The organism is Marinobacter sp. ATCH36, assembly GCF_023555055.1.
In the GTDB taxonomy this organism is placed as follows: Bacteria; Pseudomonadota; Gammaproteobacteria; order Pseudomonadales; family Oleiphilaceae; genus Marinobacter.
Window position 1 is genome coordinate 113,098 of sequence record NZ_JAMJPL010000001.1, and the last position, 18,332, is coordinate 131,429.

General features: G+C 56.3%; 17 protein-coding genes. 7 read left to right on the top strand and 10 right to left on the bottom strand.

All coding sequences use genetic code 11. The features are described from left to right. Positions 1 to 136 precede the first annotated feature (136 nt). The 6 genes from M8010_RS20070 to M8010_RS00530 form a co-directional block, all read right to left on the bottom strand. Positions 137 to 400: a DUF3325 domain-containing protein gene (locus M8010_RS20070; protein WP_502846186.1), complete on the bottom strand. Its 264-nt coding sequence runs from the start codon at positions 398 to 400 to the stop codon at positions 137 to 139. Then, positions 397 to 2,052: a PepSY-associated TM helix domain-containing protein gene (locus M8010_RS00510; protein ID WP_250086766.1), complete on the bottom strand. Its 1,656-nt coding sequence runs from the start codon at positions 2,050 to 2,052 to the stop codon at positions 397 to 399. Before M8010_RS00510 ends, M8010_RS20070 begins: the two co-directional genes overlap by 4 nt. Beyond that, complete coding sequence (locus M8010_RS00515) at positions 2,049 to 2,327, bottom strand: hypothetical protein (protein WP_250086768.1); 279 nt, start codon at positions 2,325 to 2,327, stop codon at positions 2,049 to 2,051. The genes M8010_RS00510 and M8010_RS00515 overlap by 4 nt, the downstream gene beginning before the upstream one ends. Positions 2,328 to 2,340: 13 nt before the next feature. Next, positions 2,341 to 4,779, bottom strand: coding sequence for a TonB-dependent siderophore receptor (locus tag M8010_RS00520; protein ID WP_250086770.1), 2,439 nt, complete (start codon positions 4,777 to 4,779; stop codon positions 2,341 to 2,343). A gap of 126 nt (positions 4,780 to 4,905) precedes the next feature. Continuing rightward, positions 4,906 to 5,874: a FecR domain-containing protein gene (locus M8010_RS00525; RefSeq protein WP_250086772.1), complete on the bottom strand. Its 969-nt coding sequence runs from the start codon at positions 5,872 to 5,874 to the stop codon at positions 4,906 to 4,908. Positions 5,875 to 5,882: 8 nt separating this feature from the next. Continuing rightward, on the bottom strand, positions 5,883 to 6,392 hold the full coding sequence (locus M8010_RS00530) for a sigma-70 family RNA polymerase sigma factor (RefSeq protein WP_250086774.1): 510 nt from the start codon (positions 6,390 to 6,392) through the stop codon (positions 5,883 to 5,885). A gap of 166 nt (positions 6,393 to 6,558) precedes the next feature. On the opposite strand from M8010_RS00530, the gene M8010_RS00535 reads away from it, so the two are divergent. The 6 genes from M8010_RS00535 (at position 6,559) to M8010_RS00560 (ending at position 12,089) form a co-directional block, all read left to right on the top strand. Continuing rightward, a complete protein-coding gene (locus tag M8010_RS00535; protein ID WP_250086776.1) occupies positions 6,559 to 6,759 on the top strand; it encodes a hypothetical protein in 201 nt (66 codons plus the stop codon). A 403-nt stretch (positions 6,760 to 7,162) separates the two neighbouring features. Further along, positions 7,163 to 7,795 (top strand): DUF1826 domain-containing protein, encoded by a 633-nt coding sequence (locus tag M8010_RS00540; RefSeq protein WP_250086778.1) that lies wholly within the window; start codon positions 7,163 to 7,165, stop codon positions 7,793 to 7,795. Between the two features lie 50 nt (positions 7,796 to 7,845). Further along, positions 7,846 to 9,207 (top strand): YncE family protein, encoded by a 1,362-nt coding sequence (locus M8010_RS00545; RefSeq protein WP_250086780.1) that lies wholly within the window; start codon positions 7,846 to 7,848, stop codon positions 9,205 to 9,207. A 42-nt stretch (positions 9,208 to 9,249) separates the two neighbouring features. Beyond that, positions 9,250 to 10,392, top strand: a complete 1,143-nt coding sequence (locus M8010_RS00550; protein ID WP_250086782.1) for a hypothetical protein — start codon at positions 9,250 to 9,252, stop codon at positions 10,390 to 10,392. Then, on the top strand, positions 10,382 to 11,311 hold the full coding sequence (locus M8010_RS00555; protein WP_250086784.1) for a metal ABC transporter substrate-binding protein: 930 nt from the start codon (positions 10,382 to 10,384) through the stop codon (positions 11,309 to 11,311). The genes M8010_RS00550 and M8010_RS00555 overlap by 11 nt, the downstream gene beginning before the upstream one ends. Continuing rightward, positions 11,304 to 12,089 (top strand): metal ABC transporter permease, encoded by a 786-nt coding sequence (locus M8010_RS00560; RefSeq protein WP_250086786.1) that lies wholly within the window; start codon positions 11,304 to 11,306, stop codon positions 12,087 to 12,089. Before M8010_RS00555 ends, M8010_RS00560 begins: the two co-directional genes overlap by 8 nt. A 9-nt stretch (positions 12,090 to 12,098) precedes the next feature. On the opposite strand, the gene M8010_RS00565 is transcribed toward M8010_RS00560, so the two are convergent. The 4 genes from M8010_RS00565 to M8010_RS00580 all read right to left on the bottom strand — a co-directional run bounded on the left by M8010_RS00565 (position 12,099) and on the right by M8010_RS00580 (position 17,385). Then, the gene (locus tag M8010_RS00565) at positions 12,099 to 14,363 is read right to left on the bottom strand and encodes a putative bifunctional diguanylate cyclase/phosphodiesterase (RefSeq protein WP_250086787.1); all 2,265 of its coding nucleotides are present in this window, start codon (positions 14,361 to 14,363) and stop codon (positions 12,099 to 12,101) included. Positions 14,364 to 14,478: 115 nt separating this feature from the next. Next, a complete protein-coding gene (locus M8010_RS00570) occupies positions 14,479 to 15,243 on the bottom strand; it encodes a substrate-binding periplasmic protein (protein ID WP_250086790.1) in 765 nt (254 codons plus the stop codon). A 40-nt stretch (positions 15,244 to 15,283) separates the two neighbouring features. Continuing rightward, complete coding sequence (locus tag M8010_RS00575; RefSeq protein ID WP_250086791.1) at positions 15,284 to 16,606, bottom strand: ribonuclease J; 1,323 nt, start codon at positions 16,604 to 16,606, stop codon at positions 15,284 to 15,286. A 56-nt stretch (positions 16,607 to 16,662) separates the two neighbouring features. Beyond that, on the bottom strand, positions 16,663 to 17,385 hold the full coding sequence (locus M8010_RS00580; RefSeq protein ID WP_250086793.1) for a substrate-binding periplasmic protein: 723 nt from the start codon (positions 17,383 to 17,385) through the stop codon (positions 16,663 to 16,665). Positions 17,386 to 17,647: 262 nt separating this feature from the next. Between M8010_RS00580 and M8010_RS00585 the strand changes: the two genes are divergently transcribed. Beyond that, positions 17,648 to 18,331 carry a type 1 glutamine amidotransferase domain-containing protein gene (locus M8010_RS00585; protein WP_250086795.1) on the top strand — a complete coding sequence of 228 codons (684 nt, stop codon included), beginning with the start codon at positions 17,648 to 17,650 and terminating at the stop codon, positions 18,329 to 18,331. Position 18,332 lies beyond the last annotated feature (1 nt).

An 18,332-nucleotide genomic window follows, 5' to 3' on the forward strand; every position in this document is an offset into this window, starting at 1 on the left:
ACAATAAACGTAACGGCGCCCGTGAACTGCTAAAGACCCAACCTCTTAAGTCAATACCTGCGCGACCGGGTGGCCAACCCTACCGCGTTTCTCAAACGCAGCGTGAGATTAATCCGGGTTTCGTGTGCCAATTAGCTCACCGAAACGCCAATATCAGAATCACAGCAAGTCCGGCCAGGCTTACAAGACCCAACCAGAACAACACGCCGACAGCCCAACCTGAGAGAGCAATGCTGGCAACCAGTGCAGCGCCCAGACCTAGCCAGCCTCCACACCTCCACAGGACACGTGCCCGAGCAGATATGGGGCGGTGGAACACCTTCCGGTGATGCCGGTCCATGGACAGTGACAAGGCAAACAACCCAGCGAAAGTAAGGACGGTAGACAGTAAGAGGATCATTTAGCGGATTCTGCCGGATCGGATAATTCTGACCAATGCAGCGCTGTTTCATCAGCCGGTTCGCGCGACCATTTCCGCATCAGATGTCGCGTGACCATCGCCCATGTACCCCCAATGGAAAACATCGTGAGATCAAAACCCGCCAGTGCCCAATCGCCCTGAATCAGCGTCCTCCCCAAGTGTTGGTCAGCTGTCAACGCATTCAATAGCGGAAGTAAGGCAAAAGCCACCGACGCACATAACATCAGCTCAAGCCAGGCCTTTCTGATCGGACGCAAAGCACCGTATAGGAGCGTCAGGCCCCAGGTAATAAAAAGAACGTGAACCTCCCAGGCGGCACGGGCCTCGAAATCAACGGGCAACAGACGGTTTGCCCAGAAATATGCGGCAATCCCGACGGGAAGACCCACGATGGTTCCAACGTTCAGTTTCTCTACAAGGCGTAACCCTGCATTTACCGTATTGCCCTTTCGTTCTGATCGCTCTCGCCGTTTTGCTGCCCACAGCACCAGTCCGGTCGCAACCATGCCAGTGCCCAGCAACCCGGAGAAAAAATACAACCAGCGCAACAATGGCCCGGCAAACAACCCCTCATGCAAACCGATGAACACGCTTCGGATATTCTTTGAAGAGGACAGCGCTGGTGCGACTGAATGCAGCAGCTCGCCAGTAATTCCGTCAAATACCAATTGCCTGGCGCTGTTGCTCACAGACCGATCGATGTTTTCGCGAAAAATGATACGGGCATTGCGATCTCCCGGGTGACGGATATCCATACTACGAATCCGGCCTTCGCCCCAGCGAGCTTCCGTCGATGCAATTGGCGTGGTGAGCGATACCAACTCCCCTGGCTTATTGGCCGGATCAACCATGCCGGGCGGGTCGAAAACCTCAGCTATGAACTGACTGCGATCTTCAGCATCAGCACCGTAGTGCGCCACCACAACCAGTGGCATGTAAGCGAATGCCATAAAGATAAGGCCTGAATAAGTAATCATCAGGTGAAACGGCAAGCCCAGCACACTCAGAACATTATGGGCGTCCAGCCAGGAACGTTGGCCTTTCTTTGGCCGGAAGGTAAAGAAGTCCTTGAAGATCTTCTTGTGAATGATAATCCCGCTGACCAACCCAACCAGCATAAACAGCGTCGCAAACCCTACGATAACGTCTGCCTGGTTTCGGCTCAGGTAATGCAGCCGCCAGTGCATCTGATAAAGAAGCTGCCCGCCACCGGTGTCCCGCGCCTGAAAGTCTCTGCCGTTTTCGCCGTTCAGTTTCAGGCTGCCGCTGGTAGCGCTTGCGCCGGCGTCGACAGACGCTCCCTGCCAGAAAACTTCCGGATACAGCTGATTACGATCAGTCGGGAGGCTTAAAAACCAACGCTCGGCCTGGGGGGCTTCTTTCCTCAGCCGGGCCAACAACGTTTGCGCAGTATCTGCAGCTTCCAGTCTAGTCTGGGGAGGTGGTAGCTCTGGCTGCATCCAGCGGTCAATCTCGGTGTCAAAGTAGCCGGCAGTGCCAGTGACAAACATCAAAAACAGGACCCACCCCAGGGTCAGCCCGGCCCAGGTATGAAGCCACGCCATCGCCTGGCGGAAACCTCCTTTCGGGCCATCATTAGGCCCCGCGCTTTGCGAGCTGGATCGGATCACGGATGCCACTCCCGAAGCATTAATCCAGACATGGCTAATAAGGCGCTGGCCAGGAGAAGACCCAGCCAGGCGAGCAAAGGCCGACGCAGGATAAATACCCATAGGATCGCGCCTACATAAAAGACAAAGCTGGCCATGGTACCCGTCAGAGCGGCGCCTCCCCTGGAATCAGGAAGCACGCCCCCGAGAAAAATACCCGCCGCCGCAGCCAGGGCGTAGCCGCCAATCAACGCGGCGCCGATCAGCGAGACCAGGCGCCATCCGTGCAGGCCCATGGTTCAGTGCCTCTCAAAAATCAATCTGTGCGCCCAGCTTAATCGTACGCGGGCTGCCCTGCTCCAGGGACGAGCGGCCAGATTGCGAATACCAGAAGGCTTCATCAGTGAGATTCTCAACGTTCAGCCGCAAGGTCACGGGTGTTCCTCCGGCCTGCACGTCATACCGTGCGCCAGCATCGAAAAGCGTTACTGGATCAACGTTCCACCTGCCCTGGGGGTCCACGGGGCGCTCACCCACATACTGCGCGCCAGCACTGAGCGTTAATGGGATACCCGCAACCCGATACTCTCCGTATAACTTGACCTGCTCGCGGGCAACGCCCTGGACTCGTTCACCATCAAGGCTGGGGTCACCGGTTTTCTCATTGCGGGCATCCAGCCACAACGCACTCGCCGACAGCAGCCATTGCGAACCAATGCGAGCTTTGGTCGACAGTTCTAACCCCTCGTAACGAGCTTCGCCATTCTGGGTGAAAATGTTGTCAGAATTGGTATAAGTCAAACCGCGCTGCAACCGGAAGACCGCCGCGTTTGCTGACCAGTCATCTCTGCCAATCTTGACCCCCAGCTCCAGTTGTTCACTAACAAGAGGGTCAAACACTTCCCCCGCATTTGCGGCTCTTTCCGGCGCAACATTGCCCTGCTCAAACGCCTCAATGTAACTAGCATAGACAGACAACCATTCAGCGGGGCGGTGAATAACGGCTAGGCTTGGCGTGATTTCGGACTCGTCATAATCGCCGAACTCGTCTTTCAGATTTCCGTGGCGCAAGCCTGCAATGAAGTCCCAGCTTTGACCCACCCTCAAGGTATCTGAGAGAAACAGTTCCTGGCGTTTGACTCGCGAATACTCCTGCTTTTTAGCAGCGCTCTTGGGCAGACGTTGGCGAGGCTCCATAAACTCCTCAGGGTCTGACAGATTACCCGACCCCAGATCTACAAACAGATTCAACGGCCCACTGTTGGACGCTACGGTCTCGTTGTAAGAAGCACCTGCTACCAGTTCGTGGCGAACGAATCCTGTGTTTGCCTCACCTGAAACCATCAACTGGGTCTGCTCACTTTCGAACAGGTTGTTATAGCTATACAAAGTCGCCGTGTAATCGCCGTCAACGTTGGCAACAATGCCGGGCATATGGAACAGTCGATAGTTATCGGATTGGCGATGGGCGATCTGCATACCCCACGTCTGGGACCACTGCCAGTTCAGTGTGGTACCCCAGGTTTCCTGAATGGATTCGTAGCTGGCCCATTCCGGTGCCAGGCGCTCGTCACCACCGATGGGATCAAGGGGCTCGGCAGGGGTAAAGTTACCGCTCTGGCCGTCGGCGTTAGGCGTCACTGAATAATGGCCGCCTACGCGATTATGGTTGGCTTTGAGCGCATCAACCTGCCAGAAAAGATCTGGAGTAATGCGCCAGTCCAGCGCTACGGACGCCGAATTTCTTCGAGATTCTCCATCATTGATATAGGTATCGCCGGATTCGTGTACGGCGTTTATTCGATAGCCAAACTGGTCTTCAGTGCCGAATCGGCCGCCTAGATCGCCATGAATCAAAGCCAGACCACTGTCCATTAGCTGAAGGTTAAGAGTACGGGTTGGCGCCTCCGTGGGGCGCTTCAGGGTGTAATTAATGATGCCACCCGGAGCACCAAATCCATACAGGAAACCACCAGCGCCCTTGAGAATTTCCACAGTCTCAACGTGTTCCAGCGGCAGATCCTTTGCCCTGCTGCGAAAATTCATACCGTCCAGTTTTTGACCTGTATCAAAATCCGGAGAAAGGCCCCTGATAGCCAAAGTGTTGTTTTCCGCAACCAGATCACCGGCAGATGAAGTCACAGATGCATCCAGCTTGGTCACGTCGGAAAGGGATCGGGCCTGAAGATTGTCCATCAATTCCCGGGAGTAGACATCAACGCTATAGGGGGTATTCTGCAGACTTTTATTTCCCAGCACGCCAACTGATGCGGCCTCCGAACGATAGGCGGCACCGGCGGAGCCGGGCACGCTGTCACCGCTGATCGTTAATTCCGGCAGAGTTGTCAACGCTCCTTTGTTCTCGCCGTTGTGAAGAATGACCGTGTTAGCGTCAGCAAACCGCGCGCTCAGTCCCGTTCCTGCAAGCAGCTTCTCAAGCCCCTGATCCACCCCATAACGGCCTAGAAGAGCCAGGGCGCGCTTGCCTTCAACCATGGCGGGATCAAACGACAGGGTTATTCCCGCTTCACTGGCAAACTGGTTCAACGATTGCGCCAATGGGCCCGCAGGGATGGTGTAGCTTTTCTGTTCCTCAACCTGCGCCTGCGCCAGGTTCATCGGTGTCCAGGCCAGTGCCAGCCCCACCCCGAACAGACTGGCCCGCAAAGCAAACGTCAAAGGCTTCAGGCGAAACGGATTGGGGCATTGGTCAGCCAACCTGACCCGTGTAGTAGGGAACGACGGCATCGTTTAAATCTCCACTGCTTGGCAAACAAAAATCATTAAGGTTTCTAGGAGGTATGCCGTGTAACCAGGAAAAGAGGGACAGAATTCGGAAAATATTATGCAAAACCAGCAAGCTTGGCGGGGTATTCAGACCGGAACCACCGTCACCCAGTAGCCTGTTACGCGGCTGACCCTCACGGGCAGCGTGTTGGCGAGAATCTCCAGTACCTGATCGGTGTTATTCAATTGGAAGACTCCGGAAATACGCAGGTTGGCCACCGCCGGGTCCACTCGCAGAACCCCGGGGCGATAGCGCGCCAGTTCCATCAGAAACTGATCCAGGCGCTGGTTGTCCGCAATCAGTTGCCCTTTTACCCAGGCTTGTGATTGATTGGATGCCGATTCTGGCGGATGCACACGCTGCTCCGAGAAAGCGGCTCTGAAATCTGCTCGAACAACCGTCTCTTCCCGCTCTTCATTTGGGGCAATCGCTACGGCGTGACGGGTGACGGTAACTTCTGTGTGAGGCCTGGTCCCGGGATAGCCCGGCGCATTGGTGCGAACGATAAACTGCGTACCCATTGCCCGAATCCGACCCTGTTCCGTTGTCACCGTAAATGGCCTGGGTGAGGCGGCGGGGTCCGGCGCGGTGGTGACCCGGATCTCGCCACGATGCAGTTTGAGGGCGCGGGCATTCTCGCTGTAGGCGACGTCCACGGCGGTGTCAGTGTTGACGACCAGTTCACCACTGTCGGGCAGGGTTACAATTCTTTGCTCGCCTTTGGCCGTGCGCATGTCAGCCTGCCAGATCTCCCAGGGCAGTTTGGCATAACCAAGCCAGCCAGTGGCCGGCAAAACGGCAAGGGCTGCAAGCGATTTTAGCAACGTGCGACGGTCCATTCGTCGGCGGCCCAGGGTAGAAGCTCCCATTTCAGAGGGCACAGCACCCAACATTGACCTGAGCCGGCAGGCAGCCTGCCAGGCTCGCTCGTTGTCCGGGCTTTGGCGTCGCCAGGCAGTCAGCTCCCGCTCGGAGTCTTCATCCAGTGCGTTTTCATCCGACTTGACGAGCCAGTCCGCCGCTTCCTCCAGAACGCGCTCAGCAGCATGTTTCATAACCCGATTCACTCCTCCACCATTAATGCCAGACACCGGGTGAAGGCGTGTTTCATATCCCGCTTCACCGTCCGTACAGAAACCCTCAGGAGCAAGGCGATATCGGAGTAGGAAACGCCCTCCAGTTGCGACATCAGAAAAGCCTGTCGTATGCGCTCTGGCAAGCGGTCCAGCATAGCGTCAATGCGATCCAGGGTTTCCAGTAGAGCTTCCCGTTCCTCAGGCGACACAGACTCGGGTTCCGGCATTTGCGCCAGCGCCTCCAGGTAGGCCCGCTCCAGCGACCGACGGCGGTAATAATCGATCACCAGTCCATTTGCAATCACCCGCAGATAGGCCCGAGGCTGCTCAACTTCCGAGACCGACATCCCCCGTTTACGCCGCAATAGCCTTACAAAGGTATCCTGTGCCAGGTCGGCCGCACTGTGAGAGCACTCGAGTTTTCCACACAGCCAGTGGTGCAACCAACCGTGGTGCTCCCGATACAGAGTGATGATGCTGGTTTGTGAACTACCCATGAAATGCTCGCTGGTGAACTCGATTGCCAAATAGTCACTGGGAACAAACGTTAACGATTATCATTTCCAAACGCAATGTGAGTTTTATTAATACGAATTATTTTCATTCGCGTTTTTTGCTGCTAATCTCAAAAGAACAGTGGCACAGAAGCAACTAGGAGACGGCGTGATGAGCAGAACAGCGATCCAACTGGCCGGCAATACCAGCAGCATTTTTCAGGCATGGCTGGATTTGAAACAACATACCAGCGCCAACCAGCGCCGCATGGCTCACAAAGAGGCGACTTCTTCTAATCGTCAGCAAAGGCACGAAAACTCAGCCTCCCGATGCGGAACAGCCACCTGGCAGATGTCTGACGGCAGTTGAGATTTCCGATGATCACTGACCAATCTGGGCCGTGGTTATAAATTTTAATAGGAATCATTTGTATTTGTGGACCGAGATGCTACTCTTTCCACGGTTGGTGGACCCATGGAGTCTCTCTCGCTGCCGCATCAAATCAGGTTGTGCGCCAGCCGCCAGGAAGGCAACCAACTCTGCAGGTCCTGGCCGTTTTGCGTCTTTCGGTCAGGCGCCTGCAATCCCTCCTGCCCGACTCCAATGGCCTGCGAATTCCGGCTGCTACTCCCTTTCACAAGCCTTTCGCTGAACTGTGCACGGAATAATGCAACGGCGGGGGTTCACATTTAGGATGTTATAACATAACATTTGCCTTGAAATCGATGACAACGGGTTAATCACTCATATCTCCCTGCACCAGGACGACGCCATGACCCTGCAACCATCAGCGCTGGAAAAGCCAATTGCCATCACGGGCGATCAGCCAGAATGCCTGACCGAAATCTTTCGGGATGAAGTCAACCTCGCTGTCTGGAACCGGGCTTTACACCCACGGATTGCGCCATTTGTGGAAGAACTGACGGCCTGGGAGGGGCGACTGGAACGTTTCGTCAGTCTCTCGAAGGGCGATAGCGCGGAAACGGCCCTTCCGAATTGGGCCATGACGATCAAAGGCGCGGAGGCATGGATAGATGACGCCAATGAGCTTATCGAGATGTACCGATGCCTGTTCGAGCCCGAAACCGTCGGCCTTCGGCTCCATGTCCTCAAGGGCACCATGTGCCCACGCTTTCACGTCGACCGGGTACCGGTGCGTTTGCTATGTACGTACCGGGGAGTCGGTACCGAATGGTTACCGGAAGGGTCGGTAACCCGACCCGACACGCCGGGCCCGCTGCCGGATCAGTTGGTTGACCCCGGCAGCGTGGGACGCCTGGCGACAGGTGCAGTGGGGCTGCTTAAAGGTGAGGCCTGGGAGGGCAACGAAGGCAGAGGCCTTGTCCACAGATCGCCCTCACCCGGCAACCATCCTCGCCTGGTCCTGGCGCTGGATTGGCTTTGATTTTATCCAAAAAAGTAACGTTATAACGTTTTACAACAAGGAGTTTCAGAATGATCACCAAAAACAACTCACACACCAGAAGGATCTGGGTTCACGCCCATCGCGCTCCCCTGGCTGTTGCACTTTCCGCCGCTCTGATTGCCGGATGTGGCGGTAGCAGTTCAGATGACGACGAAGCCCATGAGCATACCGATATCGATACCTCTGGACGCCTGGCCCTGTTCGACACCGATGCCGGTGCCATCAAGATCCTGGAAATCGATGACAATGGCGAGACGCTGGCTTCGTTTGCGGTAGACGGCGAAGCGCCAAGGTTGTACAGCAGCCCCGACCGCCGCTACGCCGTAGCCATTCAGCGGGCCGACGACCTGGTTTCCTTTTTTGACAGCGGCCTTTACACCGAAGACCACGGCGACCACATGCATGACTACGCAGAAACGCCGACCATGCTCAACCTGTCGTTGAACGACAACCGCCCGACCCATTACTCATTGGGTAATGACCGGGGCATCGTTTTTTTTGATGGGTCTGCTTCTGCCAGCTCCAAGGTCACCGTTTTTACCGACGAATCTCTCGGCAACGGAGACGCCGAAGCGTCTCTGGATCTCGATAACAATATGCACGGCGTCGCCAAGCTGGCCGACGGCAAGCTGTTTGTTACCTATCGCCCGTCGTCAGTAACCGACACGACTCTACCTTCCCAGATAGAGAGATACGGCTTTACAGACGGTGGATTCAGCTTCGAAGATCGTTATGACGAAACCTGCCCTCGCCTACATGGCGCCGCTGCCAATGCCCATGTTGTCGCCTTCGGATGCAGCGATGGTGTACTGGCCATCGATCTTCATGATGCCAACTATCCCGTCATCAAACTCGGCAACCCCGATTCGCTGGCCGATGACAGCCGGATAGGCACCCTGGCCGGTCACCCGGATGTCGAGGAGCTCGTAGGGATCGCGGGCGATCAGGTCTTTGTAATTGATGCCGAAGCCGCCACGGACAACTACAGTGAATTGGTTCTTGATGACGGCGTGGGTCCTATCGCTCAGGGCTTCGATGCTCACGGCGAAGTCTTCTATGTAATGGGAGACGACGGCAAGCTCCGGCTTTTCCAGCCTGAAAACGCCTGGACCCTGGCTACGACGATAGACGTGACCGACCCACTCGGAGAAGACAGCGCCTCACCAGCCATCGCCCAATCGGCTGCCGATGACCGCCTGTTCGTGTTGAATCCCAACAACCAAACCATCACCGAAATCGATACTCACGATGGCGAGGTTGTCCGCACCATGGACCTGGGCTTCTCCGCTTCCGGACTGGTCTGGCTGGGCCTGCCGGACAGTGATCATTCTCACGACGACCATGAACATGATCACGACGATGATCACGACCACGAAGATGACGAATCCTGATTCAGGGTTTGTCACAATTTTTCCTGAAGTCAGAGGAACACTATGAAACTCCTGAACACTCAAGCCGGCGCTCTCGCGCTGGCCATTCTCCCGTTTACCGCAATTCAGGCCAACGAAATGAACCCGGATGTCAGCGTGGTGCTGGATGGCTATTACAAGCAGAACCACACCGCCCTGTCACACCGTGACGAGGGCTTTGGGCTCGGCCATACCGAGCTGTCTCTCTCCTCTCCTATTGACGACCTATTCGAAGGCCGACTGACAGCCGTACTGGAGGATCACGAAGGCGAAACCGAACTGGGCCTGGAAGAAGCCTTCCTGCAGACCACTGGTATGCCCTACAACCTCAGCGTTCGCGGTGGCCGCTTTCTTTCTCAGGTAGGCTACCTGAACAGCCGTCACCTCCATGAGGATGACTTTGTGGAGCGGCCCGCCGCATACCGGGCATTGCTGGGCAGCCATTATTTCGACGATGGGTTGCGTGTGAACCTGCTTTTGCCCACACCCTTCTACTGGCAGATCGGCGCCGAAGCGTTTGATGGTAACCAGCTGTCCGAAGGCGAGGAAGACATCGGCGTGTACACCGTCAATACCCGACTCGGCGGCGACCTCACCCCTTCGCAAAGCTGGCAGGCCGGCCTGTCGTACCTGAATAACCGTCAGGTCCATGGCGGCCATGGTGACCACGGCGACCACGGCGATCACGGCGATCACGGCGATCACGGCGACGACCATGATCATGGCGGCCATTCCCACGGCGCCCAGTACACCGGCGAGAATCTCTACATGGCGGATCTGGTGTGGAAATGGGCGCCGGGTGGCAACAACCGCCAGCAACAGCTGACCCTCAGCGGCGAATACCTTTATGTCGACGACCTGAATGAGCATGCGACATCGGATGACGTTCACGAAGGCTGGTATGCGTCCGCGGTTTACCAGTTCGCGCCACAATGGTCGGCCGGTGCCCGCTATGGCCAGGTCGAACTCAGGGAAGCCCATGGCGACCACTTCCACGACCAGGAACTGAAAGAAACGGATGTCATGCTGGCCTGGTCTCACTCCCACTTCTCGACGGTGCGTCTGCAGTATACCCATCAGGAAGCCCACGGATTCGAGAAAGCCGACAACACCGTAATGCTGCAGTACGTCATGAGTTTCGGAGCGCACGGTGCCCATGGTTTTTAAACAACTCGTTACCGGCGTGATGCTCGGGCTGGCCATGATGCCCGCCCAGGCAGCTCTCAATGTCTTCGCCTGCGAGCCGGAATGGGCAGACCTGACCAGGATTCTGGTGCCGGATGCGGAGATTCGAACCGCAACCACCGCCTGGCAGGATCCGCATTACATCGAGGCACGGCCCAGCCTGATTGCAGCCATGGGTCGTGCGGATATTGCCGTCTGCACCGGTGCTTCGCTGGAATCAGGTTGGCTACCTGCGCTGATCAGCCGCGCATCCAACCGCGGCGTCCAGCCGGGTAAGCCGGGGTTATTCTTCGCTGCCGAGCAGGTCGAGCTGCATCAACCCCACGACCACGTGGATCGCAGTATGGGCGATGTGCACCCGGAGGGTGACCCCCATATCCACCTCGACCCTGACAGGCTGCCCGATATCGTGGAAGCGCTCGCGGATCGACTCACCGAGCTCGCACCCGACCGTGAGAACGCGATCCGTCTGCGCCAGCGGCAATGGCACGTGGGCTGGAAACTCAACACCGCACGATGGCGCGAGGCCGCAACCAGCCTGGAGGGTATGCCGATTGTGGTTCAGCACTCCACATTTGGTTACCTTCTGCGCTGGCTTGGGGTGGAGGCAGCCATCGATCTGGAACCCAAGCCGGGTTTGCCACCCAGCGCAGCTCATCTGGGCAAAGTACTGTCCGATCCGGCGCTTGACGAGGTTAAAGTGGTGCTGATTGCAAGCTACCAGAATGATCGCCCGGCGCAGTGGCTATCGGAAAAGGCCGGGCTACCGGTTGAAGTTTTACCCGGCACCGTGACGGAGGAGCCGAAAACCAACAGCCTTGCCGAACTGATCAGCCATATTATCGAGCGCCTCCAGCAATACAATGACAAGGCGGCCCCGGAGAGCGCCGATCATGGCTAGCTGGTTCTGGCTTTTGACCCCACTGGCGGCGAGCCTCTTGATGGCCCTGTGTCTGGTTCCGCTGGGCCACCGGGTTCTTGAGCGGGGCGTGGTGTTTGCAGACCTTGCTATTGCCCAGTGGGCGGCACTTGGCTCCCTGACTGGCCTGTCCCTGATGCCGAACCACACCATTGCCGGCATACCGGCCAGCGGGCTTTTGTTTGCCCTGTTGGCGGTGGCAATGGTGCACCTGATCCTGAAGCTGGTGCCCGACTATCGCGAAGCGATGATCGGAACCCTGTATGTGCTGGGGGCCAGCCTGGCTACCCTGGTGGTCAGCCAGGACCCCCACGGTGCCCAGCAGCTGGCAAAAACCCTCAACGGCGACCTGCTCTGGGTCACCAGTTTTTCGCTGATTCCAATGGCTGTGATCACCCTGGCCGTTTTGCTGTGGCGTAACACCGGCTCCGAACATTTTCGTGCACGGCTGTTCCTGCCGCTGTTTGCGGTGGCAGTCACCATGACCGTGGAAACGGCGGGGGTCTATGTGGTGTTCGCGACCCTGATTGCGGCACCACTCATGCTTTGCTGCCTGAGGGGATATGGTCTGGTGATGGCGTCCGCGGTCTGTTTTACCGGCCATGGCATCGGGCTCTGGCTGTCAGCGAGCTATGACATACCGGCTGGTCCGGCCATTGTGGTATCGGTGCTCGGTAGCTGCCTGCTGGCAATGCTGGTTTTCAGAGAGCCCGCACTGGGAACGGCTTTTCGCGGATGCCAGAAAACGGATTCGCCATGACGGCCGGGATTAACGCGTCATCTTTGAACGGCCATCATCAGGCTGTTCAACCAACCTTTCAAACTCGGCAGAAGGCAGAGGCCTGCTAAAAAAATACCCCTGGAAACGCTTACAGCCCATTTGAATCAGCCGCTCCAACTGCCCTCTGGTTTCTACGCCTTCTGCCACTGCCGATAACCGAAGCGCAGAAGCCAGGGCAAGGATGGTCTCTGCGATTGCAGCATCATTGGGGTCATCAAGGATGTCCCTGACAAAGCCCTGATCAATCTTGAGCTCATCCAGCGAAAGTCTCTTCAGGTATCCCAGCGACGAATACCCTGTACCAAAGTCATCCAGAGAGACGCGGATTCCCATGCTTCTCAGTGTACGGAGCGTTTCCTCAACCATCTCCAGATCATAAGCGAGCGCACTCTCGGTAATCTCAATTTTCAGATTTCGGGGCGAGGCGCGGGTCTTTCTCAGTAAAGCCATCACCGTTGTGCAGAATGACGGCAGCCGAAACTGCTTTGCACTCACGTTTACCGCAACCGGAAGCTTCGACAACCGATCGCCCCTGCGCTGCCAATCGGCAACCTGCGAGAGAACTTCCTCCAGAACCCAATAGCCCACCTGTTCAATCAGCCCACTCTCTTCCGCCAGGGGAATGAACTCGGCGGGTGAGACCATTCCGCGACCGGGGCATTGCCAGCGCAACAGGGCTTCCGCACCTATCGGGCTGCCACTCTCGTCGACCTGCAGCTGGTAATGAACAGAAAACTGTTCCCTTCGTACCGCTGCGCGCAAATCCGATTCCATTGCCAGGCGCTCAGACACGTCACTCTGCATTTTACTGTCGAAGAAGCGAATGCAGTTACGACCATCTTCCTTGGCCCTGAACATCGCCATATCGGCCTGGCTCAGCAAATCTTCCAGGGAGGCGTCATGATCATAGAACAGGGTGACACCAATGCTGGGTGAGCCGTTGTATTCGACACCCTGAAGGCTGTATGGCTCGTTCAGGGCATCGCGAACTTTTTCGCAGACTTTTTCAACCTTGGTCGCAGCGCTGGCTGAACCGGCGGAAAAACCCTTCAGAATGAGAACAAATTCATCGCCGCCAATCCGGGCAACCGTATCCCACTCACGAACGGACTGCTGTAACCGGTGACCAACCTGTATCAGCAGTTCATCTCCGACAACGTGCCCTGCCGAGTCATTGATATTCTTGAAATGATCCAGGTCGATGAAAACCAGCGCGCCATGATGATGATCTCTGGTGCTGCCGGCGAGAGCCTGGGCCAGGCGATCTCGCAGCAAGCGGCGGTTAGGCAGCTTGGTGAGTGGGTCATAGAAAGCGAGCTGCTCTATCTCGGATTCTGCTGTTTTCTTCTGGGTTATATCGAAGAAGTATCCATGCCAGACGACGCTCTGATCCGCCAACATTGCCGGCACCGAACGTGCCTCGATCCATGCGATCTCCCCGTTAACTTTCTCTGCTCGGAACTGGATTTCAAAAGGCGTTAACGTCTGCGCTGATTTCTCAATGCCTGCGAAAACAGCTTTTCGATCCTCAGGCACAATGCGGTCAAGTAAAGGAGTGGCGTCAGGCTTTACCGTGGCATGGGTCAGACCGAACATGTCTTCGACCCTTCCACTGATAAAAGGAAGGGTCATTCTGCCGGATGGGTAGGCACGAAACTGGAAGACAACCCCGGGGAACTGTTCGGAATAGCGATACAAGCTGCTTTCAAAGCGCTGATTTCTGGCGGACAGGAGCCGTCGATGAACAGAGGCACCCAGTATCGCAGCAAGTTTCTCAAGGGCCTGTTTTTCCGAATTTTCCAGCGACACCGACCGGCCGACATAATCGAAGCCCAAGGCACCCGCGATGTCTCCATCCAGCCTCAGCCCCACCAATACGAGGCTGCCTATACCTTGCCTCCGGAATTCACGCTGCTCTTCTGCAGCGGCCGGGGTGAGTTTTTCCACATCGGGTATTGCCACCACCGATTCAGACGCGAGCTGTTCCGCCAGCCAGGAGAAACGTGCCATTGGCACATCCTGAATGGCATCACTCTGGGGGCTGATGTCAGGGGCGCAATATTCGTGGGAGGTGGACAGAGTTTGTGTAGCTTCATCGATCAAAAGCAGATAACAGCGATCCGCCTCGAGCTCGCTTCCTACCTGGGCGATAAAGGTCTGAATGGTATCTTCAAGCTGTTCGACGCTTGCACTGGCCAGCTCCAGCGAAAAAGTGCTGAATAGACTCTCCAACTGTCGCACGTTTCCGACCATTTTTACGGACTCCTGTCCTGCTCAATCATATAGCTGCGGCTTTGCTGTTCTTCTATCCATGACTGTAGACAAATACGACGGAGCGCCAAGGTGGGTTCACACGACCACTGGTACCTCAGTTTTTTCCGGTATAGACCCTGGTAAATTCAGCTATCAACTGGTCGACGCGGCCTGAATCCACGAGGCTCGACACACGTGCCGCAATACGCTCTCTCAATTCGAACGTATTGCACGCTGACTTCTTCGAGAAAGTAAAAAACAACCCCTCCCGGCTGACCGGCGTCTCCAGCGCCACAAAATCCTCTGCAATTCCCAGTTTTTCCAGCTTCACCTGACCTTGCAGCAACTCATAAAGAACGTAATCGACACGGTCAGCCAATGCCATCTGGAAGGATTGTTCAATGGACCGCACGCCTTCGATGCGCAGATTTTGATCTGCGTAACGGTCAAAATTCTGCCCGAAGCTGTTATTGATCAGGGTGCTGCCACGCTTTCCCAGTAGATCCGGCCAGTGGCGGTAGACAAATTCGCCACCTTTGGGCACCCAGACAACAGTTGGGAGGTGAGTGATCGGAGGGAGCAGGTAATCCATGTAATCAATACGTTCGGAGGTGTAGAACGCACCTGCGACCATGTCGATTTCACCCCGACTTGCTACGTGCTGAACCCGCGCCCAGGAGCCAAGGTCCCTCACGATAATCTCCAGCCCCATTGGTTCCACGATTTCCTGCAACAGTGCCGGTATGGCTCCGGTAAGTCGGCCGTCATCCGGCGAATCCCGCCACAGCAGAGGCGGGTATTCCGGGTTACCACTCGCTGTGAGGATCTTGCAAGGAGGCTTCGGAGACGCACCGGCGGGAACCACAAAAAAAAGTGTCAAAACCAGAGCACAAAGATTGTAGAACGTTTTCAACATCGGTTTACTCAACCCTGACGAGCACCTGCCCTTCCCAGCCCAGGCGCCCGGTTTCGGTAATCTGGCGGCGAATCCCCGGCACAGGCCGGATCATGAACAAATCGCCGTTTCGGCCAACCATGGCCCGGGGTACTCCGTTTGCCTTGGCAATACCCGCGTGGGTCTCCATATGCAGGGCCTCGCCATGAACCGGAATGGCAATAGCAGGCTTTACCCATTGATACATTAAGTCTAGCTCTTCCCGGGCGGGATGACCTGACGCATGAATGGGTAAATCTGCGTCTTCCGCAGTGATCACTGACACACCCAGAGCTTTGAGCCTGCCGATAAGTGCGTCAATAGCCTCTTCATTACCGGGAATGGCTCGCGCGCTGAAGATGACCGTATCACCGGCCTCAAGCTCGAAGTCGGGATGGTTACCGGCTGCCAACCTGCGCAGGGCAGTGCGTGGCTCGCCCTGACTACCGGTGGCAACCGCCAGAACCTCTTCCCGTGGCAGATAGCCAAAGTGGGAGGCATTGATCAATGTGTCGGCAGTGTCCCACAGCCCCGATGCCTTGGCGGCTCCACTCATATTGATGAGTGAACGCCCGATCAGGCCCATGTAGCGCCCCGTTGCCCGAGCAATCATGGCCAGGGTATGCAGCCGCGCGATGTTACTGCCAAAACAGGTGACGACAACACGTCCGGCGGCAGGTTTGATGACGTTCAGCAGCCCGTCGTACAGCACCGCCTCCGACGTGGAGTGGCCGGAAACGGTGGCATTGGTGGAATCACACACCATGGCGTCCACCCCTTCATTCGCCAGGTCTGTAAAAGTGGTTCTGGAATAGCCGTGACCAACCAGGGGATGGTCATCCAGCTTCCAGTCTCCGCTGTGGAAAATCCGGCCGGCGGCAGTGCGGATCATCAGGGCGTTGGGGTCAGGAATAGAGTGAGTCAGTGCGAGCCATTGCACTTCAAATGGCCCGATCGCCCTGCGGTCGCCGACATCGACAACGTGAATCGGCACTCGGTGAAGCAGGTCGAACTCCGCCAGCTTGCGGCGCAGAATTTCGGCGGTGAAGCGGCTGGTGTAAATGGGGCATTGCAACAACGGCCACAGGTAGGGAACCGCGCCAATGTGGTCTTCATGAGCGTGGGTGATTAACAGGCCGGCCAACTGGTCGCGGCGATCCGCGATAAAGGCAGGGTCTGCCATCTGCACCGGCGGTTCACCACGATGGTGAACGGTGCCATCGGCGGCAATCCGGCCTGGTTTCGGAAAAGTGACACCACAATCCACCATCAACCAGTGGCCGTCGTGACCATACAGGTTGAGGTTCATGCCGATCTCTCCAGTTCCGCCCAAGGGCAGGAACCACAAATCACTCCGGTCCGGCGTCATTTGCTGGCGTGATCCCGATAGCCCATAACAAGCTTGTCGTAAGTACCATCCTGCCGGATCTCATCAAACACCTGGTTTATCTCCTCTTGCCGGGAAAACACGGGCGAGGTCCGGGAAATGGCGATGTATGAATGTTCACCAGGCACCTGGTAGGGCGATACAGAGACATCGATATCGAGCTGCCTGACGGTATGACGCCCGACCAGCTCGGGGGCAACCACCACATCCACCCGACCAAGCTCCAGCATTCGCATCAGGTTTTCATAACGTGCAATGGGCTCTTTTGTGAGTTTTTCATCGCTATCGAATGTTTCGAAATAGCTGGCACCGTCGAGCACGCCAATCTTCTTTCCGTACAGGTCGTCGTATTCGTTGATCCGGTATTCATCACGATAATAGAAAAACAGTTTTCGTTCCGGTGGAAAAACTGGCGCCACGAAGGCCATCATCCGCTCTCGCTCGTCAGTTTTAAGAGGGCCGAGCATGACATCCACCACGCCTTCTTCCATCACCAGCAAAATCCGGCGAAACGGCGCTTCAACGTAGCGCACGTCCCAGCCAACCCTTTCGGCGATTTCGTTGAAAATGTCGACGTAGAGGCCTGTGACGCCTTCATCGCCCACCACTCGATAGGGTGGGGCATGATTAATCCCAACAGTTACGGAATGCCCCCCATTTTCAGCTGACACCAGCGGAGAGGCCAGAACTATGATGGCCATGAAGCAAGAAACAAGGTGACGCAACGTACAAACCCTTCGATGAAGTTATTATGAAGACAGGAACCCGGAACTTCGGTTCAGTCTTTTGTCCATAATCACGTAAAGTATAGACGATAGACAGTAGACGATACCCACAGCATCTGTTTGCCATCTTCGGATATAACTTGAAGTCCACGGTTGATTTACCACGCTGTCGCCGCAACACAGTTTGTATAGGGCAGTAGAACTGAATTCATTTTCCGAATCAGAAAGGACAACCTTGATGAAAGTACTGATGGTTCTCACCTCGCACGATCAGATGGGAGACACTGGCCACAAAACCGGTTTCTGGCTGGAAGAGTTCACCGCACCGTATTACGTGTTCAGCGATGCCGGCGCCGACATCACCATTGCCTCGCCGAAAGGTGGCCAACCACCGGTTGACCCCAACAGCGAAACAGACGATGCCCTGACTGAAACCACGCGCCGATTCCAGCAGGATGCCCACGCCAAGGAATCCCTGGCCAGCACCAAGAAATTGGCGGATGTGGACATGAACGAGTACGACGCCATTTTCTATCCTGGCGGCCACGGCCCGTTGTGGGACTTGGTCAACAATGAGAAAAGCATGGCGCTGATCAAGACCGCTTTCGAGCAGGACAAGGTCATCGGTGCCGTCTGTCATGCCCCGGCCGTGTTCAAGAATGTGGAAATCAAACCGGGACAAAACATCGTGGGTGGTCGCAAAGTCACCGGCTTCAGCAACAGTGAAGAAGAAGCCGTAGGGCTCAGCGGTATTGTGCCCTTCCTTCTGGAAGACATGCTGAAGGAAAACACCGCCACCTATACCAAGGGTGACGACTGGGGCCCGCACATTGTGGTGGACGGCAAACTGATCACTGGCCAGAACCCGGCTTCTTCTGAAGGCACGGCCAAGGCCGTTGTGCAAGCGCTTCAGGAACGCTGAA

Excerpts from the sequence above, each read along its gene's own strand:
- M8010_RS00575 (WP_250086791.1), bottom strand. The coding sequence starts at position 16,606 with ATGAACCTCAACCTGTATGGTCACGACGGCCACTGGTTGATGGTGGAT.
- M8010_RS00520 (WP_250086770.1), bottom strand. The coding sequence starts at position 4,779 with ATGCCGTCGTTCCCTACTACACGGGTCAGGTTGGCTGACCAATGCCCC.
- M8010_RS00555 (WP_250086784.1), top strand. The coding sequence starts at position 10,382 with ATGGTTTTTAAACAACTCGTTACCGGCGTGATGCTCGGGCTGGCCATG.
- M8010_RS00545 (WP_250086780.1), top strand. The coding sequence starts at position 7,846 with ATGATCACCAAAAACAACTCACACACCAGAAGGATCTGGGTTCACGCC.
- M8010_RS00525 (WP_250086772.1), bottom strand. The coding sequence starts at position 5,874 with ATGAAACATGCTGCTGAGCGCGTTCTGGAGGAAGCGGCGGACTGGCTC.
- M8010_RS00530 (WP_250086774.1), bottom strand. The coding sequence starts at position 6,392 with ATGGGTAGTTCACAAACCAGCATCATCACTCTGTATCGGGAGCACCAC.
- M8010_RS00550 (WP_250086782.1), top strand. The coding sequence starts at position 9,250 with ATGAAACTCCTGAACACTCAAGCCGGCGCTCTCGCGCTGGCCATTCTC.
- M8010_RS00560 (WP_250086786.1), top strand. The coding sequence starts at position 11,304 with ATGGCTAGCTGGTTCTGGCTTTTGACCCCACTGGCGGCGAGCCTCTTG.
- M8010_RS20070 (WP_502846186.1), bottom strand. The coding sequence starts at position 400 with ATGATCCTCTTACTGTCTACCGTCCTTACTTTCGCTGGGTTGTTTGCC.
- M8010_RS00540 (WP_250086778.1), top strand. The coding sequence starts at position 7,163 with ATGACCCTGCAACCATCAGCGCTGGAAAAGCCAATTGCCATCACGGGC.
- M8010_RS00580 (WP_250086793.1), bottom strand. The coding sequence starts at position 17,385 with ATGGCCATCATAGTTCTGGCCTCTCCGCTGGTGTCAGCTGAAAATGGG.
- M8010_RS00585 (WP_250086795.1), top strand. The coding sequence starts at position 17,648 with ATGAAAGTACTGATGGTTCTCACCTCGCACGATCAGATGGGAGACACT.
- M8010_RS00565 (WP_250086787.1), bottom strand. The coding sequence starts at position 14,363 with ATGGTCGGAAACGTGCGACAGTTGGAGAGTCTATTCAGCACTTTTTCG.
- M8010_RS00515 (WP_250086768.1), bottom strand. The coding sequence starts at position 2,327 with ATGGGCCTGCACGGATGGCGCCTGGTCTCGCTGATCGGCGCCGCGTTG.